The organism is Bradyrhizobium sp. CCBAU 21365, from assembly GCF_015291305.1.
Taxonomy (GTDB): Bacteria; Pseudomonadota; Alphaproteobacteria; order Rhizobiales; family Xanthobacteraceae; genus Bradyrhizobium; species Bradyrhizobium elkanii.
Genome location: NZ_CP030036.1, coordinates 4,164,572 through 4,184,733 on the forward strand (window position 1 = coordinate 4,164,572; position 20,162 = coordinate 4,184,733).

Here is a 20,162-nt window from a genome sequence, read left to right on the forward strand (position 1 = left end):
ATGGGCGATTACGAGCCCGTGCCCGTGCCCGCGTTCTTGGCTGCAACCAGCTCGTCGATGCGGTCGGCGAGATTCTTCAACACGAAATACTGCTCCGTCGTGGCCTTGCCGTCGTTGACCTCCTGGGTCCACTTTTCGAGCGGCATCTTGATCCCAAAGGCCTTGTCGATGGCAAACGCGATGTCGAGGAAGTCGAGGCTGTCGATCCCCAGATCGTCGATCGCGTGGCTCTCCGGCTTGATCGTGTCGCGCGGGATGTCGCAGGTCTCCGCGATAATGTTGGCGATCTGCTCGAATGTGGAGGACATCATTAAGCCTTTGATATATTGAAGGTAATTCAGGGTCGGCTCAGAGGAGGCGGGCGCGTTGCCCCGGAATGCCCGATTGCTGGTGCCGGAGTCGTGTGCCCGTATATCGGAGCAGGGCCGTTAGTTCAATGGAGCTTGGCCGGCCTCGCAAGGACGCTTTTTGGGCAGGGTTCCGGCCAGCCTAGCTGCGCGGCATCACCGTAATCTTCGCGCAATCCCGGCGGCCCATCAGCACGCAATCCTGCGTCTTGCGCAAATCGGCGATGCTCATGGCAAGCCAGATGCCGATCGCGGTGAGCGCCACCGTGAAGGCGAAGGCGGCGATATTGGCGAGCATGCGCTGGCGGAAATCGTCCGGCTCCTCGCGCGGCTTCTCATAACGAGAGAGATCGTTGGCAACGGAGGCCGGGCGAGTCGATCGGAGCGGCCCCTCGCGCTTGCCGGGCGGCTGCGCCGAGGTACGCGGCCGGAATTTGAGCACTACGTGCTCGTCATCCGAGGAGATTGGCCGCTGCGTCTTCACTGTTGTCAGTCCGGTCGCGTCGCCGATTATGTTTAGCATGTTCGCTGCACTTCACACCTAAAATCTTGGTGCGCGCAGAGGTGGTATTCATGCTTCGATCACCTCCAGGAACTGGCTTGCCGTCGAGGCGACTGCTGCGCGGCGTCACGCGGGATGTTCGGCATTGCGATGAGCAGGCCGATGTCGACACATTCGTTCGACCTTCGCGCATGCACAGTTTGCGCTGCAACGCCGTCACGGAGATTGAAGCTGCACGCCGGGCATTGGCAGCCTGCGCGTTGACTGCCTGGGCATCGACAGCCCGAGGGCATCGACAGCCCGGCGGCCGAGGCTGGACCATCCAGCCGTCGGCCCCACCGCTTCGTGAAGCCATTCCGGCAAACCGGACTCTTTCACCCGCCTGCGGGCTCATGACATAGTGGAACCCGTTCCGGAGTGCCGGTCAAAAGGGAGCATGAATCATGGCCCACACGCGCGAGCCTTACGTCAAACCGGTCCCGATCCTGTCGCTGCGGCCGACCCAGATGACGGTCGGCATGCAGGAGGTGACGGAGAAGCGGAAGCGCTGGCGCGAGCACAAGTCGGACAAGAAGCGCGCCGAACTGCTGGGCAAGCACATGATCCCGGTCGTCCATGGTCCCGACGATCGCTACTACGTGGTCGATCACCATCACATGGCGCGGGCGCTGCACGAGGAGGGCGTCAAGGACATCCTGGTCACGGTAATCGGCGATCTCACGATGGTCGAGCGTGACGTGTTCTGGGGCGTGATGGACAACAAGCGCTGGGTCTACCCCTACGATTCCAAGGGCGAGCGCCGCCACTTCAAGGACATTCCGAAATCGATCAAGGATCTCAGGGACGATCCGTTCCGCAGCCTCGCCGGCGAGATGCGCCGGGCGGGCGGTTTTGCCAAGGACACGACGCCGTTCAGCGAATTCCTGTGGGCCGATTTCCTGCGCCGCCACATCCCGCGCAAGACGGTGGAGAACAATTTCGCCAAGGCGCTGGAGAAGGGACTGGCGCTCGGCCGCAGCAAGGACGCGGTCTATTTGCCCGGCTGGTGCGGGCCGGCATCCGACGACTGATCTGCCGCGGCCTCCGGCCTGTGCTGATCCTCCTTGCCACCGAGCGCGTGGTGCAGCCATCGCTCGGTCCGCTTGCCGAAGGTCAACAGCAGGAACGCCAGCACGACGGCGGTGACGACGATCGGCCAATGTCCGGCGCCGCAGACGATGCCGACGCAAGCCGCGAAGAATGCGCACGCGGCGCTGGTCAGGCCGCGGACCTGGAAGCGGTCGCCGTGCCGCACGATCACGCCGGCGCCGAGAAATCCGATGCCGGTCAGCACGCCCTGGATCACGCGGCTCACCGCGTCGGTGAACTTGCCGGGCTCGACGGCCTGCAATGCCAACAGCACGACCATCGCCGTCGAAAGGCTGACGAGACCCAGCGTCTTCAGGCCGATCGGCTTGCCGTGCAGGTCGCGGTCGAGCCCGATCGCGCAGCCGGCAAGGGTGGCCGCGCCGAGACGCAGGATGATCTCGCTCCAGTCCGCCAAGGCGTCCTCTATTTCGGCTGCCGGCCGAGCATGTAGAACTCGCCGTTCGGCCGCATGCCGGTGACGTTGGCGAGCCGGTTCGACAGCGCGAAGAACGCCGCAACCGCGGCGATGTCCCAGACGTCGTCGTCGCTGAAGCCGTGGGCGGCAAGCGCGGCGAAGTCCGCCTCCGAGACTTCCTCGGCCGCGCGGCTCACCTTCATGGCGAAGTCGAGCATCGCGCGCTGCCGCGGCGTGATGTCGGCCTTGCGGTAGTTGACCGCGATCTGGTCGGCGATCTCGGGATTCTTGGCGCGGATGCGCAGGATCGCGCCGTGGGCGATCACGCAATACTGGCACTGGTTGGCGGCGCTGGTCGCCACCACGATCATCTCGCGCTCGGCCTTGGAGAGGCCGGAGTCCTTTTCCATCAGCGCGTCGTGATAGGCGAAGAAGGCGCGAAACTCGTCGGGGCGATAGGCCAAGGTGAGGAAGACGTTCGGCACGAAGCCGGATTTCTCCTGCACCGCCAGGATGCGGGCGCGGATATCCTCGGGGAGCTTGTCGAGAGCGGGCGTCGGGAAGCGTTTTGCGGTCGGCTGGGTCATGAGATGGTTCCGGCGTGCCGCCTGGATGCGGCGTCACGCGAGACCATAGTGGATGACGGGTCGGGCGCAAGGCGCATCGTGCCTTGCCGCGATGATGCTAGCGCAACGGCTTCTTCAGCAGCGAGAAGCGGTCCGGATCGAGGCCGAGCGAGGGCTGCAGCATCGGGGCCTCGGCCGGCGCCATGGTGCGCGCCGGCGCCGCAGAGTTGAAGTTGGCGTCGCCGCTTGGGCTGTCGCGATGCGAGGTGGCGCCGCGCCAGCGCTCCAGCACGGCGCTGACGAAATGCATGTCATGGCCGGCGGTGACCGACGGTACCGTGGCGATGGTGGCCTCGCCGCGCGGCAACTGGTGCGGCGGCACCTCCTTGAAGCGCAGCCGGGTCGGCAGCGCTACGCCTTCGCCGAACGCCAGCACCTCGCGGGTGCCGAGCGAGGGTACGAAGGACAGCAGGTTGGCGGCGGCGTCCGAGACCGCGGAGCGGAGCAGCGCCTGGTCGCGGTCGTTGGCGAGGCGCATCGTGAACAGCGTGTTGCACTGGGAGATGATGGTCGCGTCGAGCTCGGCCGGACGCTGGGTGATCAGGCCGAGATAGACGCCGTATTTGCGGCCTTCCTTGGCAATGCGCGACACCGCCTTGCGGGTCGGCCCGAAGCCGATATTGCGGTCGGCGGAGGCGTAGCGGTGCGCTTCCTCGCAGACGAACAGCATCGGCGAGACGCCGTCGCTCCACAGCCCGAAATCGAACGCCATGCGGCACAGCACCGACACCACGGAATCGACGACTTCGGCAGGGAAGCCGGCGAGCTGCATGATGGTCATCGGCTTGCCGTTGGCGGGCAGGCGGAACAGATGGCTGATCACCTCGGCCATGGTATCGCCGCCGACATTGGCATTGTCGAACATGAAGGCGTAGCGCGGATCGTTGCGCACCGCGTCGATGCGCGAGATCAGCTTGTGATAGATGATGCGCGAGGAGCGGTTCTCCAGCTTGCCCATGCGCTCGTCGATCAGCGAGATCAGGTCGACCAGCCGATAGGGCACCGGCGTATCGACGGTGTAGCCGACCTGCTTGGGATCGATGCGCTTCAGCCCGAGACCGACCCGGTCGGAGTTCTGGTACTGGGTGTAGATGCCCTTCGCCATCGGAATCACTTCGGCGAGGATGTCGAGCTCCTCGGGCACGCCGGGCCGGCCGCCGAAGAGCACGTCGACGATCTCTTCGAAGTTGAACAGCCAGAACGGCAGCTTCAGGTTTCGCGGGTTGAGCACCTGGGCGCGCTCGCCGAAGCAGCGGCCATATTCGTTGTGTACGTCGAGCAGGAAGATGCGCAGGTTCGGCCGCGACTTCAGGATCTCGTTGAGCAGCAGCGACACGCCTGTCGACTTGCCGACGCCGGTCGAGCCGAGCACCGCGAAGTGCTTGGACAGCATCTCCTCGACGTCGACGTAGGCGATCACAGAACGATCCTGCTGCAGCGTGCCGACATTGATCTGGTCTGAGCCGCTCGGCGCATAGACCGTGCGCAGCTCCTGGTTCGTGATCAGATCGGTGCTGTCGCCGATGGTCGGATAATGGGTGACGCCGCGCTGGAATTTCGGGCGATCGCCGCCCAGGATCTCACCCAGCAGATCGACCGAGGCGGTCGCCATGTATTCGTCGGATGCCGGCAGGTTCTCGCACGTCACTTCGGTGATCATGGCGACGATAACCGAACTCGCGCAGCGGATACTGACGAACCGGCCGACGGTCGCTCGCATCTCTGAAAGTTGCATCTGGCCGCCCGCCAGCAGCCCAACCCGGGCCTGCGAGCCGCGCACAGAGATCACACGTCCGAAGGGTGTCACAGTTCCAGCCTGGCTCGTTCTCAAAATCTAAATGTCCGGACCAATATGCCCGCCCGGGATTGGAAAAACCGTTAAATCGCCGGGGTTCCGCATCCGCTAAATCTACACCTTCCCGGTGACGATTTGTTTCTGTCGTACCGGGAGATGACGCCCCCTCGTGTGCATCGGCGGCGGAATCGTCGCTTTCCGGCACAGCCGCGTTTGTTTCCCGGTTTTTCCGTTAACGCGGGATTCACCATCTCCGAGGAGTGCATCGGCAGCTCCGTAGGTTTACGGGAGATGGGGCGCGATTTGTCATACGCTGTCACCCGGTATCGCGTAACCGATTGCTAACTGCGAGTTGTAACGACCTTTCCATTTGTGCTGCGTAACGATGCCGCGCCCGGGAGAGATCAGCGTGCGCATCGAACACCGCAATTCATCGTCAGGACATGCCGACGCCGGCTCGACCAAGGGGCTGGCGTTCTGTGCCGGCCTGTTGGTCGGCAGCCTGCTCGGAAGCGCGACCGCGCAATGGAGCGAGCGCGAAGGCCTGCTGATGGCGGCATTCGCGATCATGGCCGTGATCGTCTTCCTGTTGCTCAAGCGGCACGAAATCTCCGACGAGCGGCTCGCCACCGAACGCCGCAATCTCATGACTGCCGTGAACAACATTCCGCAGGGCCTCGTGCTCTACGATGCGTCGGCGCGCATCATCATCTGCAACCGTCCCTACATCGAGATGTTCGGGCTTTCGCCCGACGTCGCCAGGCCCGGCTGCACCATGCACCGGCTGATCGCGCACAGGCAGGAGACCGGCTCGTTCGACGGCGACGTCGACGACTTCTGCGACGCCATCATCGGCAACGTGAAGCTTGGCCGCGCCACGCGTCAGCTGACGCAGGCGCCGGGCGGGCGCGCGATCGAGATCGTCAACAAGCCGCTGCCGGAAGGCGGCTGGGTGGCGACCATTCAGGATGTCACGGAGCGCACGCGCACCGAGAACAAGATCGCCCACATGGCGCATTATGATGCGCTGACCGACCTGCCGAACCGCGTGCTGTTCCGCGAGCGCCTGGAGCGGGCCCTGAAGGCGATCCGGCCGGATCAGCAGCTCGCGGTCATGTATATCGACATCGACGAGTTCAAGGCCGTCAACGACGCGCTCGGCCATCAGATCGGCGACGAATTGCTCAGGGCGATCGCCGACCGCCTGCGCGGCTGTGTCGGGGACACCGACGTCGCGGCGCGGCTCGGCGGTGACGAGTTTGCCGTGATCCAGACCGCCGTCCGCGATCAGACCGAGACCATGCAGCTCCTCGCTGCGATCTATCAGGCGATCCGCCGGCCGATCGACTGCAGCGGGCATCTGATCACCACCGATGCCAGCATCGGCATCGCCGTTGCGCCCGCCGACGGCCTCGACATCGATCAATTGCTGCGCAATGCCGACCTCGCGCTCTACGGAGCCAAGAGCGACGGCCGCCGCACCTACCGGTTCTTCGAGGCCGGCATGGACGCACGCGCCAAGGCGCGGCGCAGCCTCGAGCTCGAGCTGCGCCAGGCGATCGCCGACGGCAGCTTCGAGCTGCATTATCAGCCGCTGCTCCATCTCGAGGAGGGGCAGGTCAGTTGCTGCGAGGCGCTGGTGCGCTGGCGTCATCCGGAACGCGGCACCATCTCGCCGGCGGATTTCATCCCGATCGCCGAGGACACCGGCCTGATCAACGATCTCGGTCACTGGGTGCTCAACACCGCGTGCCGCGAGGCGATGAACTGGCCGGAGCATGTTCATGTCGCGGTCAATGTGTCTCCGATTCAGTTCAAGAGCCAGACACTGGCACTCAACGTCGCCGCCGCGCTCGCCGCGACCGGTCTTGCACCTTCGCGGCTCGAGCTCGAGATCACCGAGGCGGTGCTGATCCGCGACGACGAGGCCGCGCTCGATATCCTGCATCAGCTGCGCGAACTCGGCGTCCGTATCGCGCTCGACGATTTCGGCACCGGCTATTCCTCGCTGAGCTATCTGCAGCGCTTCCCGTTCGACAAGATCAAGATCGACCGCGCCTTCATCAAGGATCTCGCCGGGACCGGCGCGTCGTCCACGATCGTCCAGGCCGTCGTCAACATCGCCGCTGCCAGCGACATGACCACGACCGCGGAGGGCGTCGAGACCGAGCAGCAGCGCAACCTGCTGCGCATCCTCGGCTGCACCGAGATGCAGGGCTATCTGTTCAGCCGGCCGGTGGCATCGGCTGACATCCGCAAGCTGCTGTCGTCGCATCGCGAGACGGCTGTCTCGGTCGTCTGACACCGCGCTCGACCGCTTTCACGAGGTGATTCCGGCCACGGAATGCCGTGCGAGCGCAATTGCCGTCGCCAGTAATTTGTTGACGGGACCTAACCATTTGTACACTAGTACAAATCGACGCGCCGCTCACCTCCAGCCGCAAGTCGGCGATCCGGCGGCGTCGTCGCGGAGGGAGACCGTCCATGGAGCAGTCGGAACCGATCTTCGATCTCGCGCATCTCGGGCACATGGAGCTTTTGACGCCGAAGCCGGACGAGAGCCTGAAATTCTTCATCGACGTCATGGGCATGACCGTCAGCGGCCGCAACGGCGAGTCGGTCTATCTGCGCGGCTGGGATGATTACGAGCGCTATTCGCTGAAGCTGACGGCGTCGAAGACTTCAGGAATGGAGCACATGGCGCTGCGGGCGCGCAGCCCGCAGGCGCTCGAACGCCGCGTTGCCGCGCTGAAGGGTTCGGGCTTCGATATCGGCTGGATCGATGGTGACATGGGGCAGGGGCCGGCATTCCGCTGCCGCGATCCCGACGGCCATGTCATCGAGCTCTATTACGAGACCGAGTGGTACGAGGCGCCGTCCGAGCTGAGGCCCGCGCTGAAAAACCAGGCGCAGCGCTTTCCGGCGCGCGGCGTCAATGTCCGGCGGCTCGACCATCTCAATTGCCTCGCGGTCGACATCAAGGCCAACCGTCTGTTCTTCGAAGACTACCTCGGCTGCCGCACCACCGAGCAGATCGTGCTCAACGACGGCACGGAAGCCGCGATGTGGATGACGATGTCGAACAAGAGCTACGACTTCGCCTATACGCGCGACCATTACGGCAAGCGCGGCCGGTTTCACCATGTCACCTACGCGCTCGACAGCCGCGAGGAGATCCTGCGGGCCGCGGATATTTTTCTCGAGCACGGGGTGCATATCGAGACCGGGCCGCACAAGCACGCGATCCAGCAGACCTTCTTCCTCTATGTCTATGAACCCGGCGGCAACCGCGTCGAGGTTGCCAACGCCGGCGCACGCCTGATCCTCGCGCCGGACTGGAAGCCGATCGTGTGGACCGAGGAAGAGCGCAAGAGGGGACAGGCGTGGGGGTTGAAGACGATCGAGTCGTTCCACACCCACGGCACCCCGCCAGTGATCGACTAGATGCCGGACCGCCGCACGGCCGCCTGAGCGCGTCGATACGCCGCCGCGAACACCCGCGCTCGCTGACGACAACACCGACGTGCAACCGATATGATCCGGTTCGCGACGGCGGGCGCTGGGCCGCGCGAGACGTGAACCGGTGAGAACGAGCACAATGGCTGGCAAGACGCAAAAGACGTCGGCGAAGGGGGCGAAAAAGAGCGCCGCGAAGCGTGGCTCTGCAAAGCCGCGTCTGCTCGCGGGCGGTAATCCGCAGATCGCAAAAGGCTATGGCGATGCTCCGGTGCAAGCCTATATCGCCGCGATGCCGGGGTGGAAGCGCGACGTCGGACGCAAGCTTGACGCGCTCATCGTGCGTACCGTCCCCGGCGTGTACAAGGCGGTGAAGTGGAACTCGCCGCTCTACGGCATGGAAGGGGACGGCTGGTTCCTCGGCATCCATGTCTTCACGCGCTACGTCAAGGTGGCGTTCTTTCGCGGCGCGTCGCTGCATCCGGTGCCGCCGGGCGAGTCCAAGCAGCAGCACACGCGCTATCTCGACATTCACGAGAACGACGAGCTCGACGAAGCCCAGTTCACCGCGTGGGTGAAGCAAGCCAGCCAATTGCCCGGCGAACGGATGTGAACGCAAGCAAGACTGTCGAACAACGGCCATCACGCGCCGTCGATGCGGCTATGCGCCGTGGAGCATTGCCTCGCCTCGGGCGTTTGGTGCTAGGCTGCACCGGAGCGCGATGAATCGTCATCGCGCTTTGGATTGTTGTCTTGGCATGATCTCTTCGGAAAACCGCTTCGCACTTTTTGCGGATCATGCCCTGGTAACGTCAGAGGAAAACGTCGATGAGCGAACACACGACGGACAAGCGCGTGCGAGAGGCGTCTCGCAGGCGATTCCTTCAGGCCGGTGCAGCACTGGCCGGTGGCTCCGCGATATCGGGAGTTGCCGGTTCTACCGCGCTTGCCGAACAGGGGAATAATCTTCCGCCCAATGTGCCGGAATGGATGAAAGCGCCCGGCGACCCGATGGGAAGCCAGCCCTATGGCACGCCGTCGGTTCACGAGAAGGCTGTCGTCAAGAACATCTCGAAGACGCTGCCGCAATACATTTCCGCCTCGGGCCGCACGCCGTTGCAGGAGCTCGACGGCATCATCACACCGAACGGTTTGTTCTACGAACGGCACCATGGCGGCGTGCCGACCATCGACCCGGCCGAGCACCGGCTGGTGCTGCACGGCATGGTCGATCGCCCGCTGGTGTTCACGATGGAGGACATCCGCCGCTTTCCGTCGCAGTCGCGCATCCACTTCCTCGAGTGCTCCGGCAATCCGGTTTACACCAAGCCCTACGGCAAGACGGCCTCCGACCTCGTCGGCCTCCTGAGCTGTGCGGAATGGACCGGCGTGCCGCTGAAGACAGTGCTGGACGAGGCGGGCCTGCAGGCGGGCGCCAAATGGATCGTGGCCGAAGGCGCCGACGCGGCTGCGTTGACGCGCTCGATCCCGATCGAGAAATGCCTCGACGACGCCATGCTGGTCTACAGCCAGAATGGCGAGCGGCTGCGCCCGCAGCAGGGCTATCCGCTGCGCCTGTTGCTGCCTGGCTTCGAGGGCAACATGAACGTGAAGTGGCTGCGCCGGCTCAAGGTCGTCGCGGAGCCGGCCTATTCGCGCGAGGAGACCTCGAAATACACCGACCCGATGCCCGACGGCACCTCGCGCGAATTCACCTTCTACATGGAAGCCAAGTCGATCATCACGCGGCCGTCCGGCGGGCAGAAGCTGACCACGCAGGGCTTTCACGAGATCACCGGCATCGCCTGGAGCGGTCACGGCAAGGTCAAGAGCGTCGAGGTCTCGCTCGACGAGGGTAAGAGCTGGCAGCAGGCCGAATTGCAGGAACCGGTGCTGACGCGCGCGCTCACGCGCTTCCGCTTGCCCTGGCATTGGGACGGCAAGCCTGCCGTGATCCAGAGCCGCGCCATCGACGAGACCGGATACGTCCAGCCGACGCTGGCGGAATTGGTCAAGGTGCGCGGTCTCAACTCGTTCTACCACAACAACGCGATCTGGCCCTGGCGTATCGATGCGAATGGTGAGGTGACCAATGGCCAGGCGTAAGCTCAAGGCGGCGTTCCTTGTGAGTGCGGTCGCGATGCTCGCCACTGCCGGGCACGCCGAGGATCGCTTTGGCATCGGGCGTGCGGCGACGCCTGCCGAGATCGCCGGCTGGAACATCGATATCGGCCGTGACGGCTCCAACCTGCCGCCGGGCGGCGGCAGTGTCGAGCGCGGCCGCGCGGTGTTCAGCGAGCAATGCGCGGCGTGCCATGGCGACAGCGGGCAGGGCGGCGTCGGCGACCGCCTGGTCGGCGGACAGGGCACGCTGGCGAGCCCGAAGCCGATCCGCACCGTCGGCAGCTATTGGCCCTATGCCCCGACGCTGTTCGACTACATCCGCCGTGCGATGCCGCAGAACGCGCCGCAGTCACTGAGCAATGAGGACGTCTACGCGGTGTCCGCCTACATCCTCAGTCTGAACGGCATCGTGCCGGCCAATGCGGTGCTCGACGCGAAGTCGCTCGCCGCCGTCAAGATGCCGAACCGCGACGGCTTTGTTTCCGACCCGCGGCCCGACGTGCACAACCACTGAAGCGTCGGCTGGACGTATGTCTCGGGCTGCGGTTGCGGTGCCGGGCAGACGGCTGGGCTCGCGCCATTGTGACCTCCTGGTCCCTGTGTCCGGTCCTTGGCCGTCACCACATCAATCGCGGGCACAAGAGCAACGCCGCCGCTCTTGGACAGTTTTCAGGTGATGTATCGGAGAGGTCATATGGCCGGATTCAAGGCCGTTGCAGCCGTTGCGCTGCTTGTGGGAATGACGTTTACGCCGGTCGCGGCCCAGATGTCGGAGCCGGCATATTTCGACGCGCAAAATCCCGGACGCAGCGCGATCAACGGCGGCGCCCTGACGCCATGGGGCGAGGCCCAGGAGGCCGCGCGACATGGCGGCAATCCGGCGAACGCCTACGGTGCCATGCCCGCGGCCGAGCCATCTTCCGCCTGCACGCGTTACCGTTCATTCGATCCGGCGTCCGGCACCTTCCTTGGCCGCGACGGCCGCCGCCATCCCTGCCAATAAGGCCCTGCACCATGCTTGGCGGTGGATAAGGGCGCCGGCATTCGCCCGGCGCGCGAACGACTGGACGTTAGCCGCGTTATAGTCTGCCGATCGCGTCGGGTCCCGCCGGACCCGAGCGGCGGAGGACACCCGGCGTGACAGACACCCTGGCCGGTTTCTGGGACCGAAAGTCGACCTCCGACCTGTTGCGGGAGGCGGCGCGGGCCGACGGCGACGCGGAGACGCCGGTCTTCAGGCGCTCGCTGTCGGCATTGCAACTGGTCACGCTCGGCATCGGTGGCATCATCGGCGCCGGTATCTTCGTGCTGACGGGCCACGCGGCCGCCGCCAATGCCGGTCCCGCGGTCACGCTCTCCTTCATGCTTGGTGCGGTGGCCTGCGCCTTTGCCGGCCTGTGCTACGCCGAGATGTCGTCGACGGTGCCGATCTGCGGCAGCGCCTACACCTATGCCTATGCCACGCTCGGCGAACTGATCGCCTGGATCATCGGCTGGGACCTGATCCTTGAATACGCGGTCGGCGCGATCGCGGTCTCGGTCGGTTGGTCCGGCTATTTCGTCAGTTTGATGCGCGATTTCGGCATCAACCTGCCGCAGCAATTCACCTCGGCGCCGCTCGCCTACGACGTCAACACCGGCGTGTGGTCGTCGACCGGTGCGGTCGTCAACATCCCGGCGATGGCGATCATCGCCTTCGTGACCACGCTGCTGGTGGTCGGCATTCGCGAGTCCGCGCGCTTCACCAGCTTCGTCGTCGTGGTAAAGCTCGTCGTGATCGCGCTGTTTCTCGCCACCGCGGCTTCCTCGGTGACGCTGGCGAACTGGGTGACGGCGAGCAACCCGGAGGGCGTGCTGATCCCGCCGAATGCCGGTCCTGGCGTGTTCGGCTGGTCCGGCGTGGTCCGCGGCGCGGCGGTGGTGTTCTTCGCCTATATCGGCTTCGACGCGATCTCGACCGCGGCGCAGGAAGCGAAGACGCCGGAGCGCGACATGCCGATCGGCATTCTCGGCTCGCTCGTGATCTGCGCCGCGCTCTATGTCGCGGTCGGATTCGTGCTGACCGGCATCGTGCCCTATGACCGGCTCGGCGTGCCCGATCCGATCGCCGTCGGCATCGACGCGATCGGCATCGGCTGGCTCGGTCCGTTCATCAAGCTCGGCATCCTGTTCGGATTGACGTCGGTGATCCTCATCATGCTGCTGGCGCAGCCGCGAATTTTTCGCGCCATGGCGCATGACGGATTGCTGCCGGGCTTTGCCGCAAAGATCCATCCGCGCTTCCAGACCCCCTATGTCTCGACCATCTTCGCCGGCACCGTCGCCGCTCTTCTCGGCGGGCTGTTGCCGATCGGGCTGGTCGGCGAACTGGTCTCGATCGGCACGCTGTTCGCATTCACGGTGGTCTCGATCGGCACGCTGGTGCTGCGCGTGCGCGATCCGGAATTGCCGCGTCCGTTCAAGGCGCCGGCGATCTGGCTGGTGGCCCCGGCTGCCGCTGCAACCTCGCTGTTCCTGATGTTCGGGCTGCCGCTCGACACCTGGATCAGGCTCGCGGTGTGGCTAATGATCGGGCTTGTGATCTATGCGGCCTATGGCAGACGGCACAGCCGGCTGCGGGCGAGCGGCGGGGACCACGCGGGCCTATAGTACGCGCGCGTGCGGCCTGCTAGATGTACGCGTTGAGATAGCGCCGCAAGCCGCGACAGTCGGCGCAGGTCCCGGGAGGCTTCATGAAAAATCCAAATGCACGCGCGCGGTGGATGGTCGCCGCGCTTGTCTCGATCGCCATCATGGCGCCTGGTCCCGGCCATGCGGCGTCGGTTGCGCCGGTCGCCGCCGAGAACGGCATGGTGGTGTCGGCGCAACATCTTGCCACGCAGGTCGGCGTCGAGGTGTTGAAGCGGGGCGGCAATGCGGTCGATGCGGCGGTCGCCGTTGGTTATGCGCTTGCAGTGGCTTATCCCGCCGCCGGCAATCTCGGTGGCGGCGGATTCATGACCATCCAGTTCGCCGACGGCCGCAAGACCTTCCTGGATTTCCGGGAGACCGCCCCGAAGGGCGCCACCGCCGACATGTATCTCGACAAGGAAGGCAAGATTGTCGCCGGCCTCTCCACCAAGGGCCATCTCGCCGTTGGCGTGCCCGGTTCGGTCGCGGGAATGGAATATGCGCGCGAGAAATACGGCACCATGAAGCGCGCCGACGTGATCGCGCCGGCGCTGCAACTCGCCGAGGACGGTTTCGTGCTCGATCGCGGCGACATTCAGATGTTGGATTCTGCGGTCGACGATCTTCGCCAGGATCCGCCCTCGGCCGCGATCTTTCTCAACAATGGAAAGCCGTTCCAGGTCGGCGAGCGGCTGACGCAGCATGAGCTCGCCGAGACGCTGCGCGAGATCAGCAAGCGCGGCACGGATGGCTTCTACAAGGGTTGGGTCGGTGCGGCGATCGTCGCCGCGAGCCAGGGCGGCAAGGGCCTGCTGACGCAGGAGGATCTGGACAACTACAGGGTTCGCGAGCTGGCGCCGGTCGAATGTGACTATCGCGGTTACCACGTGGTCTCGGCGCCGCCGCCTAGCTCGGGCGGGGTGGTGATCTGCGAGATGCTCAACATCCTCGAAGGCTATCCGCTGAAGGAGCTCGGCTACCATTCGGCGCAGGCGGTGCACTACCAGATCGAGGCGATGCGCCACGCCTATGTCGACCGCAACAGCTATCTCGGCGATCCGGACTTCGTGAAGAATCCGCTCGAGCGCCTACTCGACAAGACTTACGCCGCGAAGATCCGTGCCGCGATCGACCCGGCAAAGGCCGGCGTCTCCAGGGACATCAGGCCCGGCGTTCCGCCGCATGAGGGCAGCAACACCACGCACTATTCGATTGCCGACAAGGACGGCAATGCGGTGTCGGTCACCTACACGCTGAACGACTGGTTCGGCGCCAAGGTGACGGCGGCCAAGACCGGCGTGCTGCTGAATGACGAGATGGACGACTTCACCGCCAAGGTCGGCGTGCCGAACCTGTATGGGCTGGTGCAGGGGGAGGCCAATGCGATCGTCCCCGGCAAGCGTCCGCTGTCCTCGATGAGCCCGACCATCGTCTCCAAGGACGGCAAGCCGGTCATCGTGATGGGCACCCCGGGCGGCAGCCGCATCATCACCGCCGTGCTGCTGACGATGATCAATGCCATCGACTACGGCATGAACGCGCAGGAGGCCGTGGACATGCCGCGCTTCCACCAGCAATGGCTTCCGGAGGCGACCAACCTCGAGGACTTCACGCTGTCGCCGGACACGCGGAAGATCCTGGAGGGCATGGGCCACAAATTCGGCCCGCCGCAGCCGGCCAACCACCTCGCGGTGATCATCGTCGGCGCGCCATCGCTGGGCGGCAAGCCGGTCGGCAACAACCGCTTCTATGGCGCGAACGACCCACGCCGCAATTCGGGGCTCGCTGCGGGGTATTGAGCGTGACGCCCAATGCCAACCCGTAGCCCGGATGAGCGAAGCGATACCGGGTCTTGTTGAGCTCCCGCATGTCGCTCGGCTCATGCGGGCTACCGCTCCAATTGATCCCGCGCGTCAGGCGACGGCCGCCGACCTGCCGTCGTCGTGCCCGCTGGTCAGCAGCAGGCGCCGGCGGATCGCGTCTTCGACCAGGGCCAGGGATTGCTTGGCTTCGCGCGCCTCGGCCTCGGCGGCCTGGGCCCGGAATTCGGCCGCATCGAGCTGCTCCTGTTGGGACTCGATGCGCCGTCGGGCTTCCTCGAGCGCCCGCGACGCGTCCCTCAATTTGCGCTCGGTGGCGGCGATGATTTCGAGCTGCGCCTGTTCGGCGGCCTCGGCGCGGGCTTCGCCGGCGCGGGCCCGGTCCTCGATGCTGCGGAACAAATCCGCCGCCTGATAGACGAGGTCCAAGGCTTCTGTGCCCATGGCCGATGTGGGTGGTCTTGGAAATCCAACGACATTCGGGTCGGCCGCAAATGGCCGTCTAAATCCGCGCAGTGCCATCCAAATCAGCCCGTCGCGAGTCGGTGTATGCCAACAACTTGCGGTAGTTATAGTTAACAAATCCTTAATCTGATCGGCGCGCCGGCCCTGTCCACCGGTTTCTGATGTCGCAGCCCCCAAATCGGCGGCCGGATAGGGAATCGATCCGTCAGGCCCGCGCTTTTCCTTCGTAACGTGCTTTCCGCGCAAGCGCAGCGAGACCGCAGCGCTATCAGGCGCGGAGCGCGAATCGCGCAGCGCTGCAGCGGAGATCGACGCAGCCTCCACGGGGCACGGCCAGTCGGCGAGGTCTGCCGATTTGGCTGCGGGTGCGAGCCGGGCTCTATGGCATAAGTTTGACGCCTGGCTTGCTTTAATTCTCCGGTGTTGAATTGCAGGTCCATGGAGCGACCGATATACCGGGCGGCCTAAGTGGCACGCAGCGCGCTCAGAACGAGCGACGTATTCGCCACGGAAATCTGATCGATGAAATTTCTGTTGCGGTTCTTCGGGTTCCTGTTCACCGCAGGCACCATCCTGTTCCTGGCCGGTCTGGCCGCGGTCGCAGGGCTGTTCTGGCATTTCTCCAAGGACCTGCCCGACTATTCGCAGCTCCAGAACTACGAGCCGCCGGTGATGACCCGCGTGCACGCGGCCGACGGCTCGCTGCTCGGCGAATACGCCAAGGAGCGCAGGCTCTATCTGCCGATCCAGGCGGTGCCGAAGCTCGTGATCAACGCGTTCCTCGCCGCCGAGGACAAGAATTTCTACGAGCATGGCGGCGTCGACTACACCGGCATGGCGCGCGCCGGCGTCGCCTACATCCAGAACTTCGGTTCCAACCGGCGGCCGCAGGGCGCCTCGACCATCACCCAGCAGGTCGCCAAGAACTTCCTTTTGACCAACGAGGTGTCGTTCACCCGCAAGATCAAGGAAGCCTTGCTGGCGATGCGAATCGAGCGGGCTTACTCCAAGGACAAGATCCTCGAGCTCTATCTCAACGAAATCTATCTCGGCCTTGGCGCCTACGGCATCGCGGCGGCCTCGCTGGTGTATTTCGACAAGTCCGTCAATGAACTGACGGTCGCGGAAGCGGCCTATCTGGCGGCGCTGCCGAAAATGCCGGCCAGCCTGCATCCGGTGCGCAACCGCGCGCGCGCCGTCGAACGCCGCAACTACGTGATCGACCGCCTGCAGGAGAACGGCTGGATCACCGCCGCCGACGCCGACAAGGCGCGCAAGGAGCCGCTGACCGTCACCAACCGCAGCAATGGCGCGCACACCTTCGCCGGCGAATATTTCTCGGAAGAAGTCCGCCGCGACATCTTCGAGCGCTATGGCGAGAAGAAGCTCTATGAGGGCGGCCTGTCGGTGCGTACCACGCTCGACCCCAAGGTCCAGGTGATGGCCCGCAAGGCCATGGTGGCTGGGCTCGTCAACTATGACGAGCAGCAGGGCTATCGCGGTGCGATCCAGAAGCTCGACCTGACCAGTGACTGGGGCGTGCCGCTCGCCGAGATCAAGTCGCTGTCCGACATCTCGCCGTGGCGGATGGCGGTGGTGCTGGAGAGCAACGACCAGTCGGCACGGATCGGCTTCCAGCCGGGCCGCGAGCTCGGCGGCGCCATCAGCAAGCAGCGCGAGACCGGCATCATCACGATGGACGGCGTGCGCTGGGCCAAGAGCAAGGGCAAGACGCCGACATCGGTGGCGCAGGTGCTGCAGCCCGGCGACGTGATCTACGCCGACCCGCTCTTCAGCAAGGACGGCCAGCGCGTCGAAGGCCAGTACCGGCTGCGCCAGATCCCTGAGCTGTCGGGTGCGATGGTGGCGATGGATCCGCATACCGGCCGCGTGCTGGCGATGGTCGGCGGTTTCTCGTTCGACCAGAGCCAGTTCAACCGCGCGACGCAGGCCTACCGGCAGCCCGGCTCGACCTTCAAGCCGATCGTCTATTCGTCGGCGCTCGACAACGGCTACACCGGCTCGACCATGATGATCGACGCCCCGATCGAGATCGACCAGGGGCAGGGCAACATCTGGCGGCCCGAAAACTTCTCCACCGGCAAGTATCAGGGCCAGGTGACGCTGCGCAACGCGCTGCGGCTGTCGCTCAACACCGTGACCGTGCGGCTGGCGCAGGAAATCGGCATGCCGCTGATCGGCGAGTATGCAAAGCGCTTCGGCGTCTATGACGAGTTGCCGAACTATCTTGCCTATGCGCTCGGCGCCGGCGAGACCACAGTGATGCGGATGGCCACGGCCTATTCGATGATCGCCAATGGCGGCGTCCGCGTGAAGCCGACCCTGATCGATCGCATCCAGGACCGCTACGGCCACACCATCTTCAAGCACGATCAGCGCGAATGTCGCGGCTGCGACGCGCCGGAGGGCTGGAAGAACCAGCCGGAGCCGCAGCTCGTCGACCGCCGCGAGCGGGTGCTCGACGCGATGTCCGCCTACCAGATCACCTCGCTGATGGAGGGCGTGATTCAGGCCGGTACCGGCACCGCGCTGAAAGAGGTCGGCAAGCCGCTCGCCGGCAAGACCGGCACCTCGAACGAGGCCAAGGATCTCTGGTTCGTCGGCTTCTCGCCGGACCTCGTGGTCGGTCTCTATGTCGGCTACGACAAGCCGCGCTCGCTCGGCCGCAACGCGCAGGCCGGCCATACCGCGGCGCCGATCGCGCGCGACTTCCTGAAGCTCGCGCTGGCCGACAAGCCCGCCACCCCGTTCAAGCAGCCGGTCGGTATCCGGCTGGTCCTGGTCGATGCCAAGACCGGCCAGCGTGCCCCGCCTGGCCAGAACAGGGGCGTGGTGCTCGAAGCCTTCAAGCCGGGCCAGGCGCCGCCGTTCAATGATCCCGGGATGGTCGCCGGCACCGACGTGATCGACGGCACCCAGCAGGGCATTTCGCCGGACGCCGATCGGGCCGTGATGCGGTCAGGGACGGGCGGGCTGTACTGAGGCCGGGCGGCGGGGGCATCCGCCGACTAGAACCGTATGGCCTCGTGCGCCGCCGCGGCAACGCGATGGTGCGGCGCTTTGTCAGGGGACGTGCGGAGCGCAGCGGTTGAACGCGCCGCTTGCAGGATCGACCTATCAGAGAGGTCGGCAGAATTGCCGGAGATTGAGCAGGGCTTCCGCGTGGGAGGTGTGTCCCGACGGTGGATCGCGAATGATCAAGGTGCTCAAGGTCGTCGCCCACATCGGGTGGGCGGTTTCCATGATCGGGCTCGGGACGCTGATCGGCGCGAGCTATGGGTGGGCGCATCATGGCTGGATCGGCGCGATCGCGCTCGGCATTGTTGGGTTCAGCGTCGGGGCATTCCTTGCCATCGATCCGCTCATCGTCCTTGAATTCCTTCATGGAAGCCTTTGACGCCGCGACCGGAGGGGAAGCTGCCGCCTGTCGATGCTCGCATTCGGGTGGTCGGCGGTCCGGCCGCGATTTTCACGCCCATTCCTTGCCAACAATGCTTGCCAAGCGTGGGACCAAGCGGGTAGAAGGTCGCTCTCGCGCGGGCGCTGATTTGGCAGGCGAACCCGCTGCGCCGAGATGTCCAGTCATCCAGCTAAGCTGTTGATACCACGGACTATTCTTGGGGAATGGTGTAACGGTAGCACAACAGACTCTGACTCTGTTTGTCTTGGTTCGAATCCAGGTTCCCCAGCCAATCTGCCTCGGTGGCGCGGTCATCCTCTGAAATGTCGACGAGATTGCCGGGCGCGGCCTGCGCCTGATGCAGGACGCGGTGTGCCATCACGACATGAGGGTGGATCAGTTCGGCGTAATCCACCATGGTCTCGCGCGTGTGGTCCGGCCCGTTGCGACAGAGGTTTAAGGTGATGGACGAAATTCTCTACGCCCGCGAAGCGTCGATCGGCGTCGACGAGTTCATCGAGGTGCTGCGGCAGTCGGGCCTCGGCGAGCGGCGACCGCTGGCGGATACCGACCGGATGGAGCGCATGATCGCCAATGCGAATCTGATCGTGACGGCGCGGAAGGCAGGCAAGCTGGTCGGCGTGTCGCGCGCGCTGACCGATTTCGCTTATTGCTGCTATTTGTCCGACCTTGCGGTCGATCGCGGGTATCAGGGACATGGCATCGGCAAGCGCCTGATCGCGGAAACGCGGCGCCTCGCCGGACCTGAATCGATGTGCCTGCTGTTGTCGGCGCCGGACTCGATCGGGTTCTACAAGACCATCGGCATGCCGCAGCCGGACAACGCGTTCCTCTACAAGCGGGAGCGATAATTGCGCGGCGTTACTTGATCTTGTCGTAGACCGTCGCGAAGTCGGCGAGCGGCATCGGGATCGAGATGGTTTCCTTGCCGAGATTCTGGAACGACACCTTGAGCTGCTTGCCCGATTTCAGCTGGCTCAGGACATCGGCGGAGATCGGCGTATTGATGTAGCAGCCGCGCGCCTCGCAGGTCTGGATCGGCACGTCGACAGCCTTGCCGTCGTCGATCTGCAGCTTGGCGCCGACAGGCAGGTTCAATCCGAGTGGAAGCTGGATCAGCGCAACCGGCGTGCGGGTGTCGCCGGGAACGCGGATATTGACCAGCACGATGAGCTGGCCGGTCTTGGTGAGCACCGCGGTCTGTTCCATCGCGCATTCGAGCGGGGCATCGCGGCTCGCACTGGTGCAGCGCGCGATCCAGCCGGAATTGTTGGGGGCTGCTGCATCACCCTGAGGCGCGGCGGGAGCGGCTGCCGGAGCGGGCGCGTTCTTGCTCTTGGCTGTCTGGGCGTGGCCAGCGTGGGCCATGCCG

General features: G+C 64.9%; 19 protein-coding genes and 1 tRNA gene. 13 read left to right on the forward strand and 7 right to left on the reverse strand.

Annotated features, from left to right (window positions below; all coding sequences use genetic code 11):
- Positions 1–8 precede the first annotated feature (8 nt).
- Both XI02_RS18905 and XI02_RS18910 read right to left on the reverse strand, forming a co-directional pair.
- Positions 9–308 carry an acyl carrier protein gene (locus XI02_RS18905; RefSeq protein ID WP_024582229.1) on the reverse strand — a complete coding sequence of 100 codons (300 nt, stop codon included), beginning with the start codon at positions 306–308 and terminating at the stop codon, positions 9–11.
- Between the two features lie 181 nt (positions 309–489).
- Positions 490–831 (reverse strand): hypothetical protein, encoded by a 342-nt coding sequence (locus XI02_RS18910; protein ID WP_026192636.1) that lies wholly within the window; start codon positions 829–831, stop codon positions 490–492.
- A 461-nt stretch (positions 832–1,292) separates the two neighbouring features.
- Here XI02_RS18910 and XI02_RS18915 point away from each other — a divergent pair, with 461 nt between their 5' ends.
- Entirely contained in the window at positions 1,293–1,919 is a 627-nt protein-coding gene (locus XI02_RS18915; RefSeq protein ID WP_016848428.1) for a ParB-like protein, read from the forward strand.
- Here XI02_RS18915 and XI02_RS18920 read toward each other — a convergent pair.
- The 3 genes from XI02_RS18920 to XI02_RS18930 form a co-directional block, all read right to left on the reverse strand.
- Positions 1,880–2,392: an MgtC/SapB family protein gene (locus tag XI02_RS18920; RefSeq protein ID WP_018271103.1), complete on the reverse strand. Its 513-nt coding sequence runs from the start codon at positions 2,390–2,392 to the stop codon at positions 1,880–1,882. The two genes, XI02_RS18915 and XI02_RS18920, sit on opposite strands and share 40 nt — an antisense overlap.
- An 8-nt stretch (positions 2,393–2,400) precedes the next feature.
- Entirely contained in the window at positions 2,401–2,979 is a 579-nt protein-coding gene (locus XI02_RS18925) for a peroxidase-related enzyme (protein WP_016848430.1), read from the reverse strand.
- Between the two features lie 97 nt (positions 2,980–3,076).
- A complete protein-coding gene (locus tag XI02_RS18930) occupies positions 3,077–4,825 on the reverse strand; it encodes an ATP-binding protein (protein WP_026192637.1) in 1,749 nt (582 codons plus the stop codon).
- Between the two features lie 397 nt (positions 4,826–5,222).
- Between XI02_RS18930 and XI02_RS18935 the strand changes: the two genes are divergently transcribed.
- From XI02_RS18935 to ggt, 8 genes are all read left to right on the forward strand, one after another.
- The gene (locus tag XI02_RS18935; RefSeq protein WP_370144021.1) at positions 5,223–7,115 is read left to right on the forward strand and encodes a bifunctional diguanylate cyclase/phosphodiesterase; all 1,893 of its coding nucleotides are present in this window, start codon (positions 5,223–5,225) and stop codon (positions 7,113–7,115) included.
- A gap of 182 nt (positions 7,116–7,297) precedes the next feature.
- Positions 7,298–8,257, forward strand: a complete 960-nt coding sequence (locus XI02_RS18940; RefSeq protein ID WP_018271106.1) for a catechol 2,3-dioxygenase — start codon at positions 7,298–7,300, stop codon at positions 8,255–8,257.
- A gap of 154 nt (positions 8,258–8,411) precedes the next feature.
- Complete coding sequence (locus XI02_RS18945) at positions 8,412–8,882, forward strand: DUF1801 domain-containing protein (protein ID WP_016848434.1); 471 nt, start codon at positions 8,412–8,414, stop codon at positions 8,880–8,882.
- Positions 8,883–9,097: 215 nt separating this feature from the next.
- On the forward strand, positions 9,098–10,375 hold the full coding sequence (gene soxC / locus XI02_RS18950; RefSeq protein ID WP_026192638.1) for a sulfite dehydrogenase: 1,278 nt from the start codon (positions 9,098–9,100) through the stop codon (positions 10,373–10,375).
- 34 nt (positions 10,376–10,409) lie between these two features.
- Positions 10,410–10,907, forward strand: a complete 498-nt coding sequence (locus tag XI02_RS18955; RefSeq protein ID WP_050999462.1) for a c-type cytochrome — start codon at positions 10,410–10,412, stop codon at positions 10,905–10,907.
- Positions 10,908–11,087: 180 nt separating this feature from the next.
- The gene (locus XI02_RS18960) at positions 11,088–11,396 is read left to right on the forward strand and encodes a BA14K family protein (protein ID WP_018271109.1); all 309 of its coding nucleotides are present in this window, start codon (positions 11,088–11,090) and stop codon (positions 11,394–11,396) included.
- A gap of 146 nt (positions 11,397–11,542) precedes the next feature.
- A complete protein-coding gene (locus XI02_RS18965) occupies positions 11,543–13,042 on the forward strand; it encodes an amino acid permease (protein WP_026192639.1) in 1,500 nt (499 codons plus the stop codon).
- 83 nt (positions 13,043–13,125) lie between these two features.
- Positions 13,126–14,862, forward strand: coding sequence for a gamma-glutamyltransferase (gene ggt / locus XI02_RS18970; RefSeq protein WP_026192640.1), 1,737 nt, complete (start codon positions 13,126–13,128; stop codon positions 14,860–14,862).
- 114 nt (positions 14,863–14,976) lie between these two features.
- On the opposite strand, the gene XI02_RS18975 is transcribed toward ggt, so the two are convergent.
- The gene (locus XI02_RS18975; protein ID WP_016848439.1) at positions 14,977–15,312 is read right to left on the reverse strand and encodes a hypothetical protein; all 336 of its coding nucleotides are present in this window, start codon (positions 15,310–15,312) and stop codon (positions 14,977–14,979) included.
- 558 nt (positions 15,313–15,870) lie between these two features.
- Between XI02_RS18975 and XI02_RS18980 the strand changes: the two genes are divergently transcribed.
- The 4 genes from XI02_RS18980 to XI02_RS18995 all read left to right on the forward strand — a co-directional run bounded on the left by XI02_RS18980 (position 15,871) and on the right by XI02_RS18995 (position 19,641).
- Entirely contained in the window at positions 15,871–18,351 is a 2,481-nt protein-coding gene (locus XI02_RS18980) for a penicillin-binding protein 1A (RefSeq protein WP_018271113.1), read from the forward strand.
- A 211-nt stretch (positions 18,352–18,562) separates the two neighbouring features.
- On the forward strand, positions 18,563–18,766 hold the full coding sequence (locus tag XI02_RS18985) for a hypothetical protein (RefSeq protein ID WP_018271114.1): 204 nt from the start codon (positions 18,563–18,565) through the stop codon (positions 18,764–18,766).
- Between the two features lie 221 nt (positions 18,767–18,987).
- Positions 18,988–19,061: transfer RNA gene (locus XI02_RS18990), tRNA-Gln, on the forward strand.
- A 172-nt stretch (positions 19,062–19,233) separates the two neighbouring features.
- Positions 19,234–19,641, forward strand: coding sequence for a GNAT family N-acetyltransferase (locus tag XI02_RS18995; protein ID WP_018271115.1), 408 nt, complete (start codon positions 19,234–19,236; stop codon positions 19,639–19,641).
- Positions 19,642–19,651: 10 nt separating this feature from the next.
- Here XI02_RS18995 and XI02_RS19000 read toward each other — a convergent pair whose 3' ends face one another.
- Positions 19,652–20,158 (reverse strand): invasion associated locus B family protein, encoded by a 507-nt coding sequence (locus XI02_RS19000; protein ID WP_050999463.1) that lies wholly within the window; start codon positions 20,156–20,158, stop codon positions 19,652–19,654.
- Positions 20,159–20,162 lie beyond the last annotated feature (4 nt).

Coding starts and splice junctions, on each gene's coding strand:
- XI02_RS18905 (WP_024582229.1), bottom strand. CDS start 308: ATGTCCTCCACATTCGAGCAGATCGCCAACATTATCGCGGAGACCTGC.
- XI02_RS18915 (WP_016848428.1), top strand. CDS start 1,293: ATGGCCCACACGCGCGAGCCTTACGTCAAACCGGTCCCGATCCTGTCG.
- XI02_RS18925 (WP_016848430.1), bottom strand. CDS start 2,979: ATGACCCAGCCGACCGCAAAACGCTTCCCGACGCCCGCTCTCGACAAG.
- XI02_RS18940 (WP_018271106.1), top strand. CDS start 7,298: ATGGAGCAGTCGGAACCGATCTTCGATCTCGCGCATCTCGGGCACATG.
- XI02_RS18945 (WP_016848434.1), top strand. CDS start 8,412: ATGGCTGGCAAGACGCAAAAGACGTCGGCGAAGGGGGCGAAAAAGAGC.
- soxC (WP_026192638.1), top strand. CDS start 9,098: ATGAGCGAACACACGACGGACAAGCGCGTGCGAGAGGCGTCTCGCAGG.
- XI02_RS18955 (WP_050999462.1), top strand. CDS start 10,410: ATGCTCGCCACTGCCGGGCACGCCGAGGATCGCTTTGGCATCGGGCGT.
- XI02_RS18960 (WP_018271109.1), top strand. CDS start 11,088: ATGGCCGGATTCAAGGCCGTTGCAGCCGTTGCGCTGCTTGTGGGAATG.
- ggt (WP_026192640.1), top strand. CDS start 13,126: ATGAAAAATCCAAATGCACGCGCGCGGTGGATGGTCGCCGCGCTTGTC.
- XI02_RS18980 (WP_018271113.1), top strand. CDS start 15,871: ATGAAATTTCTGTTGCGGTTCTTCGGGTTCCTGTTCACCGCAGGCACC.
- XI02_RS18985 (WP_018271114.1), top strand. CDS start 18,563: ATGATCAAGGTGCTCAAGGTCGTCGCCCACATCGGGTGGGCGGTTTCC.
- XI02_RS18995 (WP_018271115.1), top strand. CDS start 19,234: ATGGACGAAATTCTCTACGCCCGCGAAGCGTCGATCGGCGTCGACGAG.
- XI02_RS19000 (WP_050999463.1), bottom strand. CDS start 20,158: ATGGCCCACGCTGGCCACGCCCAGACAGCCAAGAGCAAGAACGCGCCC.